This window comes from Devosia sp., from assembly GCF_030689745.1.
In the GTDB taxonomy this organism is placed as follows: Bacteria; Pseudomonadota; Alphaproteobacteria; order Rhizobiales; family Devosiaceae; genus Devosia; species Devosia alba.
The window spans coordinates 1-17559 of record NZ_JAUYGL010000019.1 but is presented as its reverse complement, the minus strand read 5'-3'; the positions used below and the strand labels follow the sequence as shown (position 1 = coordinate 17559).

The following is a 17559-nucleotide window of genomic DNA, read 5'->3' as shown; positions in this document are numbered from 1 at the left end:
TGAACAAGAAACCTTGCCTGCTTCAGGCTGCCGTCAGCTTGGCATGATGCAAGTGCGGCATCGAACAAATGGATCAGGAGTCCGATCATGAAGAAACTCGCTACCATGCTGATGCTGGCAACAGCCCTCGTTGCCCCAACTGTGGCCATGGCCCGGGATGTCACCATCGAAACGAGCCTGGTGCAGTATTCCGGCCCTGCAGCCTATCTGGCGGTGTATCTGACCAATCCGGACGGGAGCTACAATTCCACCCTTTGGGTTTCTGGCCAAAAATCAAAATACTATGGCGACCTGCGCGGCTGGGCCCGCGCTGCGTCCACCGCCGGATCACTCAACCTCGACGGCGTCACCGGCGCCAGCGTTGGCGGCGGCCAGACGTTGACCGTCCATGCCAACCTCGCCGACACGCTGCTCGACGCTGGCTATCAGATCCACGTCGATAGTGCGGTCGAGCATGGCGGCCAGTATGCCGACGATGCGGTGATTGCGCTCACGTCCACGTCCGCCACGGCAACCGGCACGGGCTACGTCGACACCATCTCCCTCGGTCTCTAGCGAGGTATGTCCATGCGCCGCTTCCACTCTTTTGCAGGTCTTGCTGCTGCCTTGCTCGTCATCTTCATGGCGGCTACGGGCTTCGTTCTCTCGCTGCAGCCAATCGCTGATGCCGTCACCACGATCCCGGCGACTGGCAGCCTCAGCGTTGCGACGGTGGCCGATCGAGTGGCGCAGGATCTGCCCGGGGTCGAGCGGCTCGTGCGTTCGGCATCGGGGCAACTTGTCGCCTATACGCTGGAGGACGGGGTTCGCAGCGCTGTCGTCGTCGATCCCGATAGCGGCGCTGCCGTGGGCGCCTATGCGCCATCGGCGTTCTTCAGTTTCATTACCGATCTGCATCGCTCCTTCCTGCTCGGCAGCTTCGGGCATGGCATGGCCGGGCTTGCCGCCCTTGCCATCCTGACGCTCGCTGTCAGCGGGATGCTGCTGCTGGTTGCCAAAATGGGTGGCTGGCGCAAGCTCCTTGCCGGTTCGCGCGGCACCGGCTCGCAGCGGCTGCACACCGATCTGGCCCGCATCGGGGTGGCCGTGCTGCTCCTGACCTCGCTGTCGGGCGCCTATATGTCGGCGGTCAATTTCGAGCTGCTACCCGAAAACGCTGCCGAGATGTTCTCGCTTCCCCCGGCAAGCGCTGGTGAGGGTGCTGCCCCTATTGCATCCCTCGATGCGCTCACCGCTCTGCCGCTCTCCGACCTGCGCGAACTGAGCTTTCCGGCGGTTGGCGACGCGAGTGACGTCTTCACCGTGACCACCAGTGCCGGGCAGGGCTATGTCGATCAGGGCACGGGGGCGATGCTTTCATTCACGCCCAATGGCGTGTGGCAACAGGCCTATGAATTCGTCTACCTGCTGCACACAGGGCAGGGTGCGCCGTTGATCGCGCTCCTGGTAGGCCTTGGCGCGCTGGCCGTGCCGCTGCTGGCCGTGACCGGCACCATCATCTGGTGGACCCGCCGCCGCAGCACGCCGCGCATCGTCGGCAATGCGCCCTGGCGCGACGCCGATACCATCGTCCTGGTCGGCAGCGAGGCCGGCAGTAGCTGGGGCTTTGCCGCAACCCTGCATGCTGCCCTGACGCAGCAGGGCCAGCGCGTCCATGTGGCCGCCATGAACGACCTGCGCGGCAGCTATCCCCAAGCCGCCCGGCTGATCGTGCTTGCGGCCACCTATGGCGACGGCGCGGCACCGGCCTCGGCGCGCCAGTTCCTGGCCAAGCTCGAGCGTTTTGCCTCGACGCCCAGTTTTTCCGTGCTGGGGTTTGGCGACCAGAGCTTTGCGCATTTCTGCGGCTTTGCGGCCGAGGTCGATGCGGCTCTCGCGGCCAAGGGCCTGCGCCGTCTGGTCCCGTTCACTGGCGTTGATCGCCAGTCGGCAGGAGACTTCGCTGCCTGGGGCAGCCTGCTCGGCCTGCAGCTTGGCATGTCGCTGGTGTTGAGCCACGCCCCCAAGCTACCACCGACAAGCAGACTCGTGCTGGCCGAGCGGACCCTCTATGGCATGGAGGTCCAGGCCCCCGTGGTGGTCCTCAAGTTCAAGGTCCCCGAGCCCAATAGGCACTTCGGTGGCCGGCTGCCCCGCTTCAACGTCGGCGATCTGGTCGGCATCGTCCCCCCCGGTAGCGACCAGCCGCGCTACTATTCCCTGGCCTCGGCATCAAGCGATGGCATGCTGGAAATCTGCGTGCGCAAGCAAGCTGGCGGGCTCTGCTCGGAGTTCCTCCATTCGCTGGCACCGGGCGGCGAGATCGACATATTCATTCGGCCCAATCCAGACTTCCGGCCCGACGGCGGGCGCCGGCCGCTGATCCTGATCGGCGCCGGAGCCGGGGTCGCCCCCCTGGCGGGGTTTGTGCGCCACAACCGCAATCGCCGACCTGTGCATATGTTCTTTGGCGGACGCGATCCGGCGTCGGACTTCCTCTATCGCGACGACCTTGAGTCAGCGCTGGACGATGGGCGCCTGGCATCGCTGAACGCGACTTTCTCCCGTGTTCTGGGCGGCGGCTATGTGCAGAGCCTGCTGACGGACGAGGCGGAGACGCTGCGCCGGCTCGTCGGGCAGGGGGCGCAAATCATGGTGTGTGGCGGTCGTGACATGGCCGATGGCGTACGGGCGGCGATCGACACTTGTTTGGCGCCGCTGGGCCTCAGCGTGGATGCCCTAAAGCAGAAGGGAATGTACCTTGAAGATGCGTACTAAGCGAAGCGAATGGCCGCATCCCGACCCGATAGCCTTGCCGCTTATCCGGCAGGTGGTCAGCGGCCCGACGATGGGAACGCGCTATTCAGCCGTGTTCTACGCTCCTGCCACCAGCGACCTGCCAGGGCTGCGCCATGGCTTGCAGGCGGCGGTCGATGCAGTGGATGCCCAGATGTCGACCTGGAAGCCGGACTCCGACCTGATGCGACTGAACCGCGCGCCGACAAAGGCCTGGTTTGCCGTGCCCAGCCAGCTTGGCAGGGTATTGGCCGCAGCGATCGATATTGGTCGCCAATCGGACGGTGCCTTTGATATCGGCGTCGGTGATCTCGTTTCGGCATGGGGATTTGGCAGCGCCGGGAGCCAGGGTGACCAAACCCGCTGCGCCGCCCTGCGGGCAGAACCGAGAGTCCCTGCCCATCGGTGCCTGGAGTTGGACGGTGCCCTCGACCGCGTTCGCAAGCATGCCGAGATCACGCTCGATCTTTCCGGCATTGCCAAAGGCTTTGGCGTCGACGAGCTGGCCCGCGTGCTGGTGGCGCACGGCATTGACCATTTTCTCGTTTCTATCGATGGCGAATTGCGCGCGAGGGGGGGCAAGCCCGACGGCTCGCCCTGGCGCGTCGCCGTCGAAAAGCCCGTCGTTGGGCACCGGGCGGCGCAGGGCGTCATTGAGCTCACCGATGGCGCCGTTGCTACATCTGGCGACTACCGGCACTTCGTCGATAGTGATGGCATACGCTATGGCCACACCATGGACCCGTGCTCTCAGGCGCCGCTCGCTGACGGGCCTGCCGCCGTAACGGTCCTCGCCGAGACCTGCATGGCCGCCGATGCCTGGGCCACGGCACTGCTCGTCCTGGGCCCGGCTGCCGGCGGCGCGACCGCGTCCCGGCAGGGTCTTGAGGCACTGTTCATCGAACGGCCACACATCCTGCCATCCCACCCGACCAAAGACCCCATATCCAAGGAGGATAGACCATGAAATCGCAGACTATTGGACTTGCCATCGCCCTGTGCAGCCTGGGCGCTGTGCTGCCCGCCAGTGCAGCCGAAATAAGGGACCAACTGACGCCAGATCTCATCTACCAGCACTGCCAGGCGGCTGGTGTGGGCAGCCAGACCGAAGGCACGTTCATGCTGCCGAGCGGCCGCGTCACCGGCACGGTGCTGTGCACGGCGGCCGACCTTGCTACCGTCAATATGCCCGCGCCAGCGCGAGGGGATGACGACGACGACGACCATCGCGACCGCCATCAAGACGACGGTGACGCGCGTGGAGACGATGACGACTGAGTCAGCCAGTTGGCGCGCGGATTGCAACGCGCGCCATTTCTGTCGTTGCGCAGATTAGAACTGACTTCCAGAAGTCGACATGGATGCGCCACGTTTCACAATCTATCCGTACCTCGTGATAGACAGGCTTGCATTCAACAACGGTCAACGCCTATGGTGTGCCCATCCACAGGGGTGCTCCGTAGGTCGGGGCTGAGATGAGGGCGGGAAGCCTTCGGACCCTATAGCTGATCTGGGTAATACCAGCGGAGCGAGGCGGTCGATGTTTTCTGGCGCACAGATTTCCCTTTATCCCATGGCCGACGATTTCGTCGACGTTATCATGAGCGCATTGGGTGCGCTCGATCCCTATCGCGACCAGCTGCGCATCGAGACCGACGACGTCTCGACGCTGCTGGTGGGTCCGCCTGAAGTGCTGTTCCGGGCCATGCGCGATCTCTTCAGCGCTGCGGCCCGTACCGGCACGCATTGCGTGTTCTCGGCCACCATTTCGCGCGGCTGCCCGGGCGAGTCGGACGACGCTATTTGCACCTCATCGCACTTTGATGGCCCGCTCGCCCCCCTTGCCGAACGGCAGGAAAGCGCCCTTTCCGCCGTGCGTAAGGCCCCGGATATGGACGTGTTTGCCGTGGGCCAGCTCTCGCTTTACGTGCTGGGGCAGGGCAACCATATGGACGAAATCTATGGCTGTATCGACTTCCTCAAGCAGTCGGGCACGTTCGATAAATCCAAGCATTTCGCGACCAAGCTCAAGGGCGATACAGGGGCTCTGTTCGCCACCCTGGAGCAGGCCTTCTGCCACTTCGGACCGCCCGAGGGCCATGTCACGATCGATCTGACGGTTTCGGCCAATAGTCCCAGCGCCCGCTGACGGAAGGTCGATCCATGTTGAACGCCTCCGCCTTGTCGCGCCTGTTCGCGCGCATTTTCAACCATGCCGGCCCAGCTGTGGCGTCGGTGTCGGCGCTCGTCTTGGGCTGGGAAGCCTATGTGCAGCTCTCGGGCATTTCCCCAACAGCACTGCCCGCGCCATCGCGCGTTCTCGCCCAAGGCTTCGAGAACCGTGAGGCACTGGCCGGACACACGCTGGCGACGCTTCAGGCGACACTATTTGGGTTCGCCTCGTCGCTCAGCGCGGCGTTCATGTTCTCGACATTGATCGATTTTTTCAGGCCGCTCCGAAGGGCGCTATTTCCCGTCTTCATCATTACCCAGACCCTGCCTCTGGTGGCCATCGCGCCGCTGATCGTCCTGTGGTTCGGCTTCGGCCTGACTCCAAAGATCGTGCTGGTTGCGCTGGTAACGTTCTTTCCTATGCTGGTCGCGCTGGCGCAGGGTTATGAATCGACGGACCGGGACTTGTCGGAACTGTTGGCCTCTATGGGCGCCTCTCGTTGGCGCATTTTTATCATGGCGCGCCTGCCATCGGCCCGGCCCTACTTCTTCGCTGGCCTGTGCATCTCGATCACCTACGCGGTGGTTGGTGCGATATTCGCCGAATATGCGGGCGCCGCAAGGGGCCTCGGCATTTATATCCTCAATGCCAAGAACAATTTCCGACCCGACCTGGTGCTTGCAGCAGTGTTCGTCAGCTCAACGCTGACGCTGCTGCTATTCGGGGCGACCGTTTTGATTCAGCGCGCCTCGATGCCCTGGCTGCGTCTTTCGGAGCCTACCCGATGAGCCGGCCACGCCTTGAACTCCACCGCTTGCGAAAAAGCTTCGGCGCTGTCGACGTTCTCACCGATATCAGCCTGACGGTGCTGCCCGGTGAGTTCGTCTCGATCCTCGGCCCCTCGGGGGCTGGCAAATCGACAATCCTCCAAATGCTCATTGGCGCGACGGACCCTGACATGGGTACCATGCTGCTTAATGGTGCGCCGCTCGTGCCGAAGCGCGATCGCTTCGCCTTCATGCCGCAACGCGATGCGCTGATGCCGTGGCGCCGGATCATCGACAATACCACGCTCGGCCTCGAAGTTGCCGGCCTGAGCCGCGAGGCTGCACGTGCGGAAGTTGCGCCGCTTTTCGCCGAGTTTGGACTGGCGGGTTTTGAACAGCATTATCCTGCCCAGCTATCGGGCGGCATGCGCCAGCGCGCCGCCTTGCTGCGCACGGTGGTGCAACAGCGCCCCATGCTGCTGCTCGATGAGCCCTTCGGCGCTCTCGACGCGCTGACCCGCACGCAGATGCAGCGCTGGCTTGCCAAGATGTGGAGCCGGCACCACTGGACCGTGTTGCTCATCACCCATGATGTTCGCGAAGCGGTGCTGCTGTCCGACCGCATCCATGTGCTGTCATCCCGGCCGGCCCATGTCGTCCATCAGTTTCGTGTCCCGCGCGATCATCCCCGCCAAGGCGTCGGATCGCCCGCTCTTGCGGCGATCGAAGCTGAAATCTTGCAGACCCTATTACATCCGGAGAACTAATCATGCCGCTTTCCCGCACCATAATGGCGCTCGGCCTCGCAATCGGCCTAGCCGCAACGCCGGCCCTTGCCCAACCCATTCCCGTTACTGTCGCCTTGGATTGGACGCCCAACACGAACCATATCGGGCTTTTCGTGGCTCAGGCCAAAGGCTTCTATGACGAGGCCGGTCTGGACGTTGAAATCCTGCCTTATTCGGATACTTCCGCCGGTACACTGGTTGCCAATCATGTGGCAGATTTCGGGATACTGGGCTCGATTGGCCTTTTTACCCAGCGCGCGGCGGGTGCCGACCTCGTTGCGACCTATGCCCTGGTCCAGACCGAAACCGGCCGCCTGGTCTTCAACGCCGATCGGCAGGATATCCAGTCTCCAAGGGACCTTGATGGCAAAGTCTATGGCGGCTTCGGCAGCGCATGGGAAAATGCGTTGATCGGAACGATTATCCGCCATGACGGCGGGACGGGCGATTTCGAAACCGTCACCCTCGGCACCTCCGCCTACGAAGCCCTGGCCAATGGCGCGGTCGATTTCACCCTCGAAGTCTATACTTGGGAAGGCGTCAAAGCAGAGCGCGACGGCCCGGCGCAACGCGCTTTCCGCTATGCCGATTTCGGCGTACCCGACCAGCACACCAATTTCATCGGCACCAGTAGCGCCTATCTCGCCGACAATGCCGAAACGGCCAAAGTGTTCATCGCCGCCAGCCAGCGCGGCTATGAATACGCCGTCGCCAACCCAGACGAGGCCGCCGGTATTCTGGTGACAGGCAATGCCGATGCAGCACTTGATCGGGACTTCGTGCGGGCATCGCTGCAGGCCCTGATCGACGGCCACTATCTGAAGGCAGAAAATGGCGCCATCGGCACCATCGATCCCGCCAAGATGGATGCGGTCGGCACCTTCCTGTTCGAGACCCACATTCTCAAGGACGGCAATGGTGCGGCTGTAGCGGTGAAGCCCGACTTCACCACCTACTACTCCAACGCTTACCTCGACTCTGCACCATGACGAAAAGCCGGCGCATGGGGCTCAACGCTGTCATCTTCGGCCTCGGCAGCCATGAGGCCGGCTGGCGCATGCCCGAGAGCAATGCCGTTGCCTCGACCGACCTCGACTATTGGATCGATATTGCACGTCGCGCCGAGGATGGGGGCTTTGACGCCCTGTTCCTCGGCGACGTACTGGCCCTCCAGCAAAGTGCCGACCGGCACCTGTCCGATGCCATGGATCCGCTGGTCATTCTGTCTGCCCTTGCGGCGGTGACCACCCGCATCGGGCTGATCGGCACGGCCTCGACGAGCTTTGATCATCCGTTTCATCTGGCCCGGCGCTTCGCATCGCTCGATCACATCACCAAAGGACGGGCAGGATGGAATATCGTCACCTCATCCAATCCGCTCGAAGCCTATAATTTCGGCCTCGATGCCATGCCCGATCATGGCGATCGCTATGACCGCGCTGCCGACGTCACGGAAGCCGTGCTGGCCCTTTGGGACTCCTGGCAGATAGATGCCCGCATCGCCGACAAGCAGACGGGCATCTATCTCGATCCTCTAAAAGTACGATGCGTAGATCACGACGGTCCTTTCGTGCGCAGCCGCGGACCGCTCAACGTCCCACGCTCGCCGCAGGGTCGCCCGATCCTCGCGCAAGCCGGCGCCTCCGAAGCCGGACGCGATTTCGCCGCCCGTTATGCCGATATGGTTTTCACTGTGCAGTCTGACCTCATCGAGGCCCAGTCATTTTACCGGGACATGAAAGGGCGCGCCGCCCGCCATGGTCGAGCGCCAGAAAGCCTCATGATCTATCCCGGCATCGTACCCATCGCAGCGCCCACGAGACATCAGGCCGAAGATCGGCTGGCGCAGATGAATGGCTTCATGGTCGTAGAACACGTCCTGGCCAAACTCTCAGAGTTTTTGGGCGACGATCTTTCGCAAGCCGACCTCGATGACACGTTGCCCGAAACCATCGGTGCCAATGCGGCAAAGAGCCAGTCGAGCCAAAGCCGCGTCGCGGTTCTGGTCGGCATCGCACGGCGCGACAGACTGAGCTTGCGGCAACTGCTGATGCGTTTGGCCAGCGGAAGGGGCCATTTGCTTGCAGTGGGCACCGGAGCGGACATCGCAGATACAATGCAGGACTGGTTCGACAACGGCGCTGCTGACGGTTTCAACGTCATGGCCCCGGTCATGCCAGGCGATCTGGCACGGTTTATCGACTTTGTAATTCCCGAACTCGCTGAAAGAACGCTGTTTGCAGTGGACCACCAGCCCACTCTTCGCCAACGCCTGCGCTTGCCGGCAATCCCAGGCTTCGTGTGGTCTCATTAGGCTTCAGCAAAGCTCCTCGCCCGGTCGTTTGGGGTGGACCGCCGTCAGGCGCTGTGAGGCACCCAATATCCCACGATCAAATCCATCTGCCGACAGCCTGCGCGCTGGTGCTGTGAAACTCGCCTCCGTGCCATCGTGACGATGGCACGGAGCGACAACAGGTTATTCGGCTGCGGCGACACGCTCCATACCGGCACCCGAAGGCAGGTCGTACATGCCTTGGCTCAGGCCGTTGAGGTGGTTGATCACTTCATCGGACGGCATGACGTTGGCGTATTTGGCATGCATGTCGCACAGGTTGATGGCGTGGTTAGCCTGGGCACGGTCAAAGCAACCGTCTTCGACCACAGTGACGCGGTAGTTGAGCGAGAAGGCGTCAAGCACGGTGGCGCGGACGCAGCCAGAGGTGGTGGTGCCAGTGACGATCACGCTATCGCAGCCCAGCAGCTGCAGGTAGGAGACCAGGGGCGTGCCGGCAAAGCCCGAGGGCTTCTGCTTGTGGATGACGATGTCGCGCGGACCGGGTGCGATTTCGGCAACGATCTCATTGCCGTCCAGCCCGTCGCTGGTGAGCAGGGGTGCTGTCGCATGGGCCTCGTCCTTGCGGCGCGAACTCTTCCAGGCCCAAGAGCCGGCGTCCCACTTGTCAGCGCGCTGGGTGCCGGTGGTATAGATCACCGGGATGCCCTTGCCGTGGCAGGTGTCGATGAGCTTTTCGAGCACCGGCATGGCTTCCCACGCATATTCGCCGCAGGAGGTGCGCCACTTCTTGATGCTTTCCAGGATCGGCGTCGGCTTCTCGTCGCAGAAGGCGTAGTTGACGTCGATGACCAGCAGGGCAGGGCGCTTGCCCCATTCGGCCAGCGAGCCAAAGCCCGAGGAGGCGAAAACCGCCTTGTCTTCTTCACTCAGATACTTGTCCCAGATACGGTCCGTCATGGTGAGAGGTCTCCTAGGTTCGAGGGGGTGGGTGTGCTCGTGGGGTCGGGTGATCAGCAGGCGCCGTCCGCCGAGCACGAAGACGGCGCCGAAGGCAACAAGAAGCAGGGCATTGATGAAGAGGCCGCCGTCGTAGCCAAGCTGGCCGACATCGACGAGGGTGCCGATGGCAAGGGGCCCGACGAGGTAACCCAGATCGCCGGCAAAGCGCAGCATGCCCATGGCCGAGCCCTGCTGGCGGGCCGGAACGACGTCGACTGCATAGGCGCCGATGGCGGGACCGCCGATGCCGGTCGCAAGGCCGATGGCGATCATGCCGGCGAACAGCATTGCGGCGCTGTCGGCCATGGCGATGCCGGCCAGGGCGGCGGCCGTGGCGAGCAGCGAGAAGGCGATGATGGAAGCCCGCGGCAGGCGGTCGACGATATAGGCCGCGACTGGCAAGGCGACGAGATTAGCCACGGCGGAAAGCGACATGGCGAGGCCGAGCTGGTCGGGTCCGATGGCATAGCGCTGGTCTGCCAGCAGCGGGATCATCTGCCACTGTCCGGCGGTGCGGGTGAGAAAGAACCCGAAATTGGCGAGCAGGACGCAGAGGAAAGGCAGGATCAGCAGCAGACCAAGCATGCCGCGCGATCCGGATTGCTGGGGGTTGTCGCGCTGGCTCGCGGTCTCCTTGAAGAGGATCAACGGCAGCAGGCCGGTAACGAGACCGATGACAGCGGCGGCCCAGAAGGGACCCGACAGGCCAAAGAGATTGGCGGCGAGGCCGCCGACGCTGGGACCGAAGGCGCCGCCAACGAGGGTGGCGCCCTGGAACATCGACATGACCTTGCCGCGACTGCGGCGATCGCTGTTCTGGGCCAGGTAGATCATGGCGGCGGTCATGAACAGACCCGAGCCGATGCCTTGCATGACGCGGCCGGTTAGCAGCATGGCGTAGCTGGGCGCGAGGGCGCCGAGGACGGCACCGAGCGAGCAGAGCAGCAAGCCGAAGCCGAGCAATGGGCGGATGCCGACGCGCGAGGCGAAATGGCCGGCTGGCAGGTCGGCGGCGAGGCGGCCAGCGGCGAAGACGGTTATCATCAGTCCGATCTGCCAGTCGGGGACGGCAAAGCTCTGGGCATAGATGGCCATGACCGGCGTCAACATGCCGAAGAGCATCATGTGGCCGACCACCGCCACCAGGGTAATGGGCAGGTATGGCATGGCCTTGAGGGTCTCACGCCACGTGGCCGGATTGACCGGGATGTCGCCGAAGAGCGCGTTCATCCCTTACTCCGCCGGTTCGACGGGCTTGCCCGGCGCTTTGAGCGGGCCCTGGTGCATGGTGTAGGCGGAAAAGCCGACTACCGTGGCGACCAGCACGGCGCCGCCGCTATAGAAGGCCGCGGTGAGGCCGAAGAGCTGACCCAGAATGCCGAACATGGCGGGGCTGAGAACCTGCGAGAACCGATTGGCAAGCAGGCGCAGGCCCATGAGCTTACCGCGCTCATTCTCGCCCACCGCATCGACCATGATCATGATGCTGACCGGCAGATTGAGGCCGGCCGCGCCGCCGATGATGGCGGCCAAGGCCAGCATGGTGACTGGATCACCCACGGCCAGCGGCGTTAGCACCACGCCGACGGCGGCAATGGCGCTGGCGCAGAGCAGGATGACTTCAAGCGAATAACGCTTCATGAGCCCGCTGAGGGCGAAGCGGGACAGCATGCCCGCCAGGCCCTTAAGCGAAATGGTGAGGGCGATGAGGAATGTGGCAAAGCCGTTCTGCGCCAGGTAGAGCGGCAAGAAGCTCATGTAGAGCGCCTGGATGTACATGACGAGGAAAGTGCCGGTGAGCCCGAATTGCACTGGACGCGAGCCGGCAAGACCAATGCCACGCTTGTAGCTCGTGAGTATTCCGGACGGGCTGAAGACCTCGCGGACCCGGACATGGCTGGCATCTGGATGGGGGTATCGCCCACTCAGCCAGAAAAGGGCGAGCATGAAAAGGACGCAGGCGACGAGGGACGCAACGAAGGCGGCGCGATAGCCGTGATTGGGTACGGCAAAGGCCGAAGCGATCAGGCCGCCGATGATGGGGCCGAGCATGCCACCGCCCGACATCCACATGGAATATTGCTTGATGGCGGTGTTGCGGCGTTCGCGGTCGCCATGGGCGACCAGCACCTGGAACGAGGAGGCCATCATGATGACCGAAGCGCCGATCAGCACCTGGGACAGGGCCAGCAGCGGAATGCCGGTGGCAAAGACCGTGCAGACCAGCGAGGCCAGCAGGAACCAGGAGCCGTATTTCAGCATCTTCATCGGCCCGATGGAGTCGATGAGCTGACCGGCAGGCATGGCGATGACGATGGGCAACAGCGCCTTGAGCGTCACCATCAGGCCGACGGCGAAGGTGGAGGCGCCCAGTTCGGTGGCATAGAGGGCAAAGAAGGGGTTGGCGAGACCCTGGATGGTGAAGAACACACCGCCGCCAATGACACCGAAGCGGGCGAAGCGCGCCGCGGGGTCACCAGACACAACGTCAGCTGGCATAATGGCAGGCTACCTGTCTTGCGAGGTCATGGGTGGGCAGCGCCGGTTTTTCCGCGCGGCAGCGATCGGTCGCCATGGGGCAGCGCGAGGCAAAGGCGCAGCCGGTCGGCAGGTTGAGGGGGCTGGGCAGTTCGCCCTGCAAAGGCGTGCTGGTGCGGCGGCTTTCTATGGCCGGATCGGGCACCGGCACGGCGTCAATGAGCGCCTTGGTATAGGGATGGCGCGGATCGGCGAAGACCTCCTCGGCGGCGCCGTATTCGACCACCTCACCCAAATACATGACGGCGATGCGGTCGGCGATGTAGCGCACGGTCAGCAGGTCATGGGAGATGAAGACAAAGCTGATGCCCAGCTCCTGCTTGAGATCGACCAGCAGGTTGATGATCTGGGCGCGCACCGAGACATCGAGCGCCGAGGTCGGCTCGTCGGCGACCACGACAGATGGATTGAGCGCCAGGGCGCGGGCCACCGCGACGCGTTGGCGCTGGCCGCCGCTTAGCTGGTGCGGATAACGCTCGGCGAAGGCTGGGTCGAGGCCGACCTGGCTGATCAGGCGCCGTACGGCCTCCTTGCGTTCGGGCTTGCTGCCGTGCGCCCTGACCACCAGTGGTTCGGCGACGATGCCGCCAATGGTCATCTTGGGGTTGAAGGAGGAAGCGGGGTCCTGGAACACCATCTGGGCCAGGCCAGCGATGAAGATGTCGCCCGAGGTCGGCTTTTCGAGACCGAGCAGCAGGCGGGCGATGGTGCTCTTGCCACAGCCGCTCTCCCCGACGATGCCGAGGGTTTCACCCTTGTGGACGCGGAGGTTCACGCCGTTGACGGCGCGGACGACCATCTTGCGTGAGGTGTCGAACTGCTTCCACAAAGCGTTCAGTTCGACCACCACGCTGCCATCGGGCTCGAAGGGCCTGTTGGGGCGGTCGGGCCGCTCGGCCTTCAGGGTTGCTCCCTCGCCCAGCCCATGCGGGGCCCAACACGCCGCCGTATGGTCGATGCCGCACTGGCTGAGACGGGGCGCCTCGACGCAGCAGCGATCATGGGCAGCAGCGCAGCGCTCCTTGAAGGCGCAGCCGGTGATGGGAAAGCGCATGTCGGGCGGCAGGCCGGGGATCTGCGGCAAGCGCTCTGACTTGAGCATGGCGGTGCTCGGAATGGTGCCGAGCAGGCTCTGGGTATAGGGGTGTGCGGGGCTGGCGAAGATATCCTCCACCCGCCCGAACTCGACGATGCGGCCAGCATACATCACCGCCACCTTGTGGGCGAAGCGCGCCACGAGGCCAAGGTCGTGGGTGATGAACAGCATGGCAGCGCCGGATTCCTCGGTCAGCGTCTTGAGTACCTCGACGATCTGGGCCTGGATGGTGACGTCGAGGGCCGTGGTGGGCTCGTCGGCGATGACCAGCTGCGGTCGGCTGGACAGGGCCATGGCGATCATGACGCGCTGGCGCATGCCGCCACTCATCTCGAATGGATAGGCTTCGATGCGGCGCTCGGGTTCGGGAATGCCGACCTTTCCCAGCCACTTGATGGCCTCCTCGCGCGCCTGCTCGCGGTTGAGCCGTAGGTTGCGCATGATGGGCTCGATCATCTGCTTGGAGATACGCATGACCGGGTCAAGCGAGGACATGGGATCCTGAAACACAGTGCCGACCAGCCGGCCGCGGATGGCGTTGAGCTGGCCTTCGCTCAGCCGTGAGATATCGCGGCCATCGAGCAGCACTTCGCCGCCGGCGACCTTGCCGGGATGCGTCAGCAGCCGCAGGATGGACATGGCCATGGCGCTCTTGCCCGAGCCGCTCTCGCCCACCACCGCCACGCGCTCGCCGCGTTCAATGGCGAAGGAGACGCCATCGACCGCCTTGACCGTTCCGGTGCTGGTCTGGAAGTCGGTGTGCAGGTTGCGCAGTTCGAGCAGGGTCGTCTTGACCGGAGCCTGATAGTTCATCTGTGTTTCCTCCGGTTAGCGCGAACGCGGGTCGAGCAGCTCGCGGACACCGTCCGAAAGAAAGTGCAGGCCGACGGCGATCAGCAGGATGACCACGCCGGGCAGGGTCGAAATCCACCAGGCCTGCTCGAGATAGGTCTGACCATCGCGCACGATGTTGCCCAGCGACGGCTGCGGCGGCATGATGCCAAGCCCCAGAAAGCTCAGGCTCGCTTCGACGAGAATGGCGTTGGCCGCAGCGATGCTGGCGGCCACCAGCATAGCGGCAAGTGTGTTGGGCACGATGTGGCGGGTCATCAGCCAGTATTGCGAGGCGTCCACAGTGCGCGCCGCATCGATGAAGGCGCGGGAGCGCAGGCTGAGCACCTGGGAGCGCTGCAGGCGGATGAAGCGCGGCACGTCCGCCAGAGAGATGGCGAGGATGACGGGCACGATCCCTGTCCCCATCACCGAGACCAGCCCAATCGCCAGCAGCAGCGAGGGAAAGGCGAGGAAGATGTCGACGACCGTCATGATGGCTCGATCGATCATGCCGCCGTAAAAGCCGGCCAGCGTGCCCAGCACCATGCCGAACACCAAGGCGATGGCGGCGACGCTGAAGCCGACCAGCAGCGAGATCTGCACGCCGGCCAGGGTGCGGCTGAAGATATCGCGGCCCATCTTGTCGGTGCCGAAGACATGTTCGATGGAGGGAAACTGCATCATGGCGCGCAAATTGGTTTCGAGCGGTTTCTGCATGGGCAGGACCGGCGCGAAGATGGTGAGCAGCAGGATGGGCACCAGCAACACCAGGGCCAGGCGCACCTTTGGGTGGGACAGGAACCGGTGCCGGGCAATAGCCGAGCCGACGGCCAGCAGGCTTGGCTTGCGGGTCGGTGTGGCGGGAAGCGAGAGATCTGCCATGGTGGATGTCCTTGCCTAAAACTGCACGCGAGGATCGAGCGTCTTGTAGATGAGGTCAGTCGTAAAATTGATGACCACGAACAGCAGCGCGTAGAGCACGATCAGGGTCTGAACGAGCTGGTAGTCGCGGCTGTTGATGCCGGCGATGAGCAGGTTGCCCACCCCTGGAATGGTGAAGATGAACTCGACGATCACTGTGCCGCCGAGCAGGTTGCCGAAGCTGAGGCCAACCACGGTGGCGATGGGCAGGGCAGCATTCTTGAGGGCGTGGCGGAAGAGCACACGCATCTCGGACCAGCCCATGGAGCGGGCGGTGCGGACATAGTCCTCGTTGAGCACTTCGAGCACCGCGGTGCGGGTAATGCGGGCCAGCGTGGCGACCTGCGAGAGCGAGAGGACGATAACCGGCAAAGCCAGCCGCAGCGCGACGCTGCCGGGATTGTTCCAGTTGAGCTGGCCGGAGGCGGGAAACCAGCCAAGGCCGAGCGAGAAGATCAGGAGCAGGACCAGCGCCGTCCAGAAGGACGGCATCAGGTCGATGATCATGGCGGCGCCGGTCAGGCCGTTGTCGAGCCAGTTGCGGCCCTTGTGCGCCATGAAGGCGGCGAGCGTGCCCAGGGGAATGGAGATGACGATCGAGAGCACAATGGTCGCCATGGCGATGCTGAGGGTGATCGGCAAGGCGCGCAACAGAAGGTCGGCGATAGGGATGCGCGTGGTGATGGTTTCACCGAGGTCGATCATCGCCAGATCGCGCAGGAAGCCCAGATACTGGCTGATCAGGGGCTCATCGAGGCCCATCTGGTCGCGCAGGACCTGCAGTGCCTCGCCTGACAGGGTATCCCCTGCCATGGCCGAAGCCGCATCGCCCGGAATAAGGCGCAGGGTGAAGAACACCAGCGTGATGACACCCAGGACGGTGATGAGCATCTGAGCCAGTTTCTTTGCGGCATATTCGGCCATGGCAGGCGCTCCTATTGGGCGATATCGACGTCGTAGAAATTGACCTGGGCGAGGTAGTTGATGTGCACCCCGGTCACTTCCGGCTTGCCGGGCCAGAAGACGTTGTTGGAGTAAAGCGGGAGATAAGCGGCCTCCTCAGCCACGATCTGCTGGACCTGTTTGTACATCTCGAAGGCCGCGTGCTTGTCGGGTTCGGCCCGGGCGGCTTCAAGCAGCGCCGTAACTTCAGGATTGTCGTAGCGACCACCGTTGAGGCCATTGGGCACCATGTTGTCGGGGTGCAGAAAACTGAACAGGATCATGTCGGGATTGACAGCCGGCAGCAGGCGCGAAGCCATGTCGAACTCGCCGGCATTGCGACGCTGGTTGAAGGTGGGTGTGTCCACCAGTTCCATTTCCATGTTGATGCCGATCTGGCTGAGGAAATCGATCTGGAACTGCTGGATTTCGGTGACGCCCTGTGCGGAGGTGCCCAGGTTCTTGAAGGTAAAACCATCGGCATAGCCCGCTTCGGCCAGCAGAGCCTTGGCCTTATCGGGGTCGTATTCGTAGACGGGGATTTCGTCGGTGTAGACGTCCATCCAGGGAAGCAGCATGGAGTGGTGCGGCTGGGTCAGGCTGGGGGATATCGCCTGGGTAATGGAGGCATAATCCACCGCATGGGCCATGGCCTTGCGCACCAATGGGTTGGCGAAGGGCTCGAATTCAGGGTTGAGCACGCCGATGACGACGGCATAGTCCATCACCGAATTCATGGTGAAGCCTTCAGCCTCCAACGTCGCCAGGTTTTCCTCCTGGCTCGACCGCATCACCAGGTCGACCTCGCCATTGCGCAGGGCGATAGTGGCGGTGGCCTCATCCTTGATGATGTTGAAGACCAGGGTCTCGATGGGCGCCGGGCCCTTGTAGTAGCCTTCGTGTCGCTTGAGCACGATTTGCGAACTCACGTCGATGGTGTCGAGGTAATAGGGCCCCGTACCGATCGGCTGCCAGCGCACCTGGTCATCCGCCTCCTCGATCGCCTTTTGGCTGACGATCTGGCCCTGGTGGTAATTGGCCACGGTGTGCAGGAAATTGCCGTTGGGCGCGTCAAGCTCGATGATCAAGGTATAGGGATCGGGCGCTTCCATGCTGACGATGCCGGCCAGTTCGGCGGCATAGGGCGAAGCGGTTGCCGGGTCCTTGACGCGGTTGAAGCTGTAGATAACGTCGGCGGCGGTGACCTCGCCATAGTCCTTGTGGAAGGTGACGCCCTCGCGCAGCTTGAAGGTCCAGGTCTTGTTGTCGGACGTCTCCCACGACAGGGCGATGTCCGGGACGATCTCGCCCGTCTCGCCATCGTAAGTGGTCAGCCCGCTGAAGATGTTGAACGCGATGTTCTCGTTCTCGATCCGGAAGATGTTGGCGGGGTCGAAGCCCGCCGGGTCGTCATAGAAGCGCACGGTCAG

The 17559-nt window shown here is 63.4% G+C and carries 15 protein-coding genes and 1 riboswitch; of the genes, 9 read left to right on the top strand and 6 right to left on the bottom strand.

Features of this window, described 5'->3' with window-relative positions; translation table 11 throughout:
• The first annotated feature begins 87 nt into the window (after window positions 1-87).
• From Q8O80_RS01690 to Q8O80_RS01650, 9 genes are all read left to right on the top strand, one after another.
• Entirely contained in the window at window positions 88-555 is a 468-nt protein-coding gene (locus tag Q8O80_RS01690) for a DUF2271 domain-containing protein (RefSeq protein ID WP_305576256.1), read from the top strand.
• Window positions 556-567: 12 nt separating this feature from the next.
• A complete protein-coding gene (locus Q8O80_RS01685) occupies window positions 568-2757 on the top strand; it encodes a PepSY domain-containing protein (RefSeq protein WP_305576254.1) in 2190 nt (729 codons plus the stop codon).
• A complete protein-coding gene (locus tag Q8O80_RS01680) occupies window positions 2747-3742 on the top strand; it encodes an FAD:protein FMN transferase (protein WP_305576296.1) in 996 nt (331 codons plus the stop codon). Before Q8O80_RS01685 ends, Q8O80_RS01680 begins: the two co-directional genes overlap by 11 nt.
• Window positions 3739-4053, top strand: coding sequence for a hypothetical protein (locus Q8O80_RS01675; RefSeq protein ID WP_305576252.1), 315 nt, complete (start codon window positions 3739-3741; stop codon window positions 4051-4053). The genes Q8O80_RS01680 and Q8O80_RS01675 overlap by 4 nt, the downstream gene beginning before the upstream one ends.
• A gap of 160 nt (window positions 4054-4213) precedes the next feature.
• Window positions 4214-4325: riboswitch (TPP riboswitch) on the top strand.
• A complete protein-coding gene (locus Q8O80_RS01670) occupies window positions 4316-4924 on the top strand; it encodes a YkoF family thiamine/hydroxymethylpyrimidine-binding protein (RefSeq protein WP_305576250.1) in 609 nt (202 codons plus the stop codon). It overlaps the preceding riboswitch by 10 nt.
• 14 nt (window positions 4925-4938) lie before the next feature.
• Complete coding sequence (locus Q8O80_RS01665; protein WP_305576248.1) at window positions 4939-5736, top strand: ABC transporter permease; 798 nt, start codon at window positions 4939-4941, stop codon at window positions 5734-5736.
• The gene (locus tag Q8O80_RS01660; protein WP_305576246.1) at window positions 5733-6482 is read left to right on the top strand and encodes an ABC transporter ATP-binding protein; all 750 of its coding nucleotides are present in this window, start codon (window positions 5733-5735) and stop codon (window positions 6480-6482) included. Before Q8O80_RS01665 ends, Q8O80_RS01660 begins: the two co-directional genes overlap by 4 nt.
• A 2-nt stretch (window positions 6483-6484) precedes the next feature.
• The gene (locus Q8O80_RS01655; RefSeq protein ID WP_371136075.1) at window positions 6485-7492 is read left to right on the top strand and encodes an ABC transporter substrate-binding protein; all 1008 of its coding nucleotides are present in this window, start codon (window positions 6485-6487) and stop codon (window positions 7490-7492) included.
• A complete protein-coding gene (locus Q8O80_RS01650) occupies window positions 7489-8817 on the top strand; it encodes an LLM class flavin-dependent oxidoreductase (protein ID WP_305576244.1) in 1329 nt (442 codons plus the stop codon). Before Q8O80_RS01655 ends, Q8O80_RS01650 begins: the two co-directional genes overlap by 4 nt.
• Window positions 8818-8979: 162 nt before the next feature.
• On the opposite strand, the gene Q8O80_RS01645 is transcribed toward Q8O80_RS01650, so the two are convergent.
• The 6 genes from Q8O80_RS01645 to Q8O80_RS01620 all read right to left on the bottom strand — a co-directional run.
• Complete coding sequence (locus Q8O80_RS01645; protein WP_305576242.1) at window positions 8980-11028, bottom strand: MFS transporter; 2049 nt, start codon at window positions 11026-11028, stop codon at window positions 8980-8982.
• A gap of 3 nt (window positions 11029-11031) precedes the next feature.
• Window positions 11032-12297, bottom strand: a complete 1266-nt coding sequence (locus tag Q8O80_RS01640) for an MFS transporter (RefSeq protein ID WP_305576240.1) — start codon at window positions 12295-12297, stop codon at window positions 11032-11034.
• Complete coding sequence (locus Q8O80_RS01635; protein WP_305576238.1) at window positions 12287-14245, bottom strand: ABC transporter ATP-binding protein; 1959 nt, start codon at window positions 14243-14245, stop codon at window positions 12287-12289. The genes Q8O80_RS01640 and Q8O80_RS01635 overlap by 11 nt, the downstream gene beginning before the upstream one ends.
• 15 nt (window positions 14246-14260) lie before the next feature.
• On the bottom strand, window positions 14261-15148 hold the full coding sequence (locus Q8O80_RS01630) for an ABC transporter permease (protein ID WP_305576236.1): 888 nt from the start codon (window positions 15146-15148) through the stop codon (window positions 14261-14263).
• Between the two features lie 15 nt (window positions 15149-15163).
• The gene (locus Q8O80_RS01625; protein WP_305576234.1) at window positions 15164-16111 is read right to left on the bottom strand and encodes an ABC transporter permease; all 948 of its coding nucleotides are present in this window, start codon (window positions 16109-16111) and stop codon (window positions 15164-15166) included.
• Window positions 16112-16122: 11 nt separating this feature from the next.
• Window positions 16123-17559, bottom strand: a 1437-nt coding sequence (locus tag Q8O80_RS01620) for an ABC transporter substrate-binding protein (RefSeq protein ID WP_305576232.1), incomplete at its 5' end; no start/stop codon positions are given.

Bases quoted from the DNA above. Each gene is read 5' to 3' on its own strand.
- Q8O80_RS01690 (WP_305576256.1), top strand. From the start codon at position 88: ATGAAGAAACTCGCTACCATGCTGATGCTGGCAACAGCCCTCGTTGCC.
- Q8O80_RS01685 (WP_305576254.1), top strand. From the start codon at position 568: ATGCGCCGCTTCCACTCTTTTGCAGGTCTTGCTGCTGCCTTGCTCGTC.
- Q8O80_RS01680 (WP_305576296.1), top strand. From the start codon at position 2,747: ATGCGTACTAAGCGAAGCGAATGGCCGCATCCCGACCCGATAGCCTTG.
- Q8O80_RS01675 (WP_305576252.1), top strand. From the start codon at position 3,739: ATGAAATCGCAGACTATTGGACTTGCCATCGCCCTGTGCAGCCTGGGC.
- Q8O80_RS01670 (WP_305576250.1), top strand. From the start codon at position 4,316: ATGTTTTCTGGCGCACAGATTTCCCTTTATCCCATGGCCGACGATTTC.
- Q8O80_RS01665 (WP_305576248.1), top strand. From the start codon at position 4,939: ATGTTGAACGCCTCCGCCTTGTCGCGCCTGTTCGCGCGCATTTTCAAC.
- Q8O80_RS01660 (WP_305576246.1), top strand. From the start codon at position 5,733: ATGAGCCGGCCACGCCTTGAACTCCACCGCTTGCGAAAAAGCTTCGGC.
- Q8O80_RS01655 (WP_371136075.1), top strand. From the start codon at position 6,485: ATGCCGCTTTCCCGCACCATAATGGCGCTCGGCCTCGCAATCGGCCTA.
- Q8O80_RS01650 (WP_305576244.1), top strand. From the start codon at position 7,489: ATGACGAAAAGCCGGCGCATGGGGCTCAACGCTGTCATCTTCGGCCTC.
- Q8O80_RS01645 (WP_305576242.1), bottom strand. From the start codon at position 11,028: ATGAACGCGCTCTTCGGCGACATCCCGGTCAATCCGGCCACGTGGCGT.
- Q8O80_RS01640 (WP_305576240.1), bottom strand. From the start codon at position 12,297: ATGCCAGCTGACGTTGTGTCTGGTGACCCCGCGGCGCGCTTCGCCCGC.
- Q8O80_RS01635 (WP_305576238.1), bottom strand. From the start codon at position 14,245: ATGAACTATCAGGCTCCGGTCAAGACGACCCTGCTCGAACTGCGCAAC.
- Q8O80_RS01630 (WP_305576236.1), bottom strand. From the start codon at position 15,148: ATGGCAGATCTCTCGCTTCCCGCCACACCGACCCGCAAGCCAAGCCTG.
- Q8O80_RS01625 (WP_305576234.1), bottom strand. From the start codon at position 16,111: ATGGCCGAATATGCCGCAAAGAAACTGGCTCAGATGCTCATCACCGTC.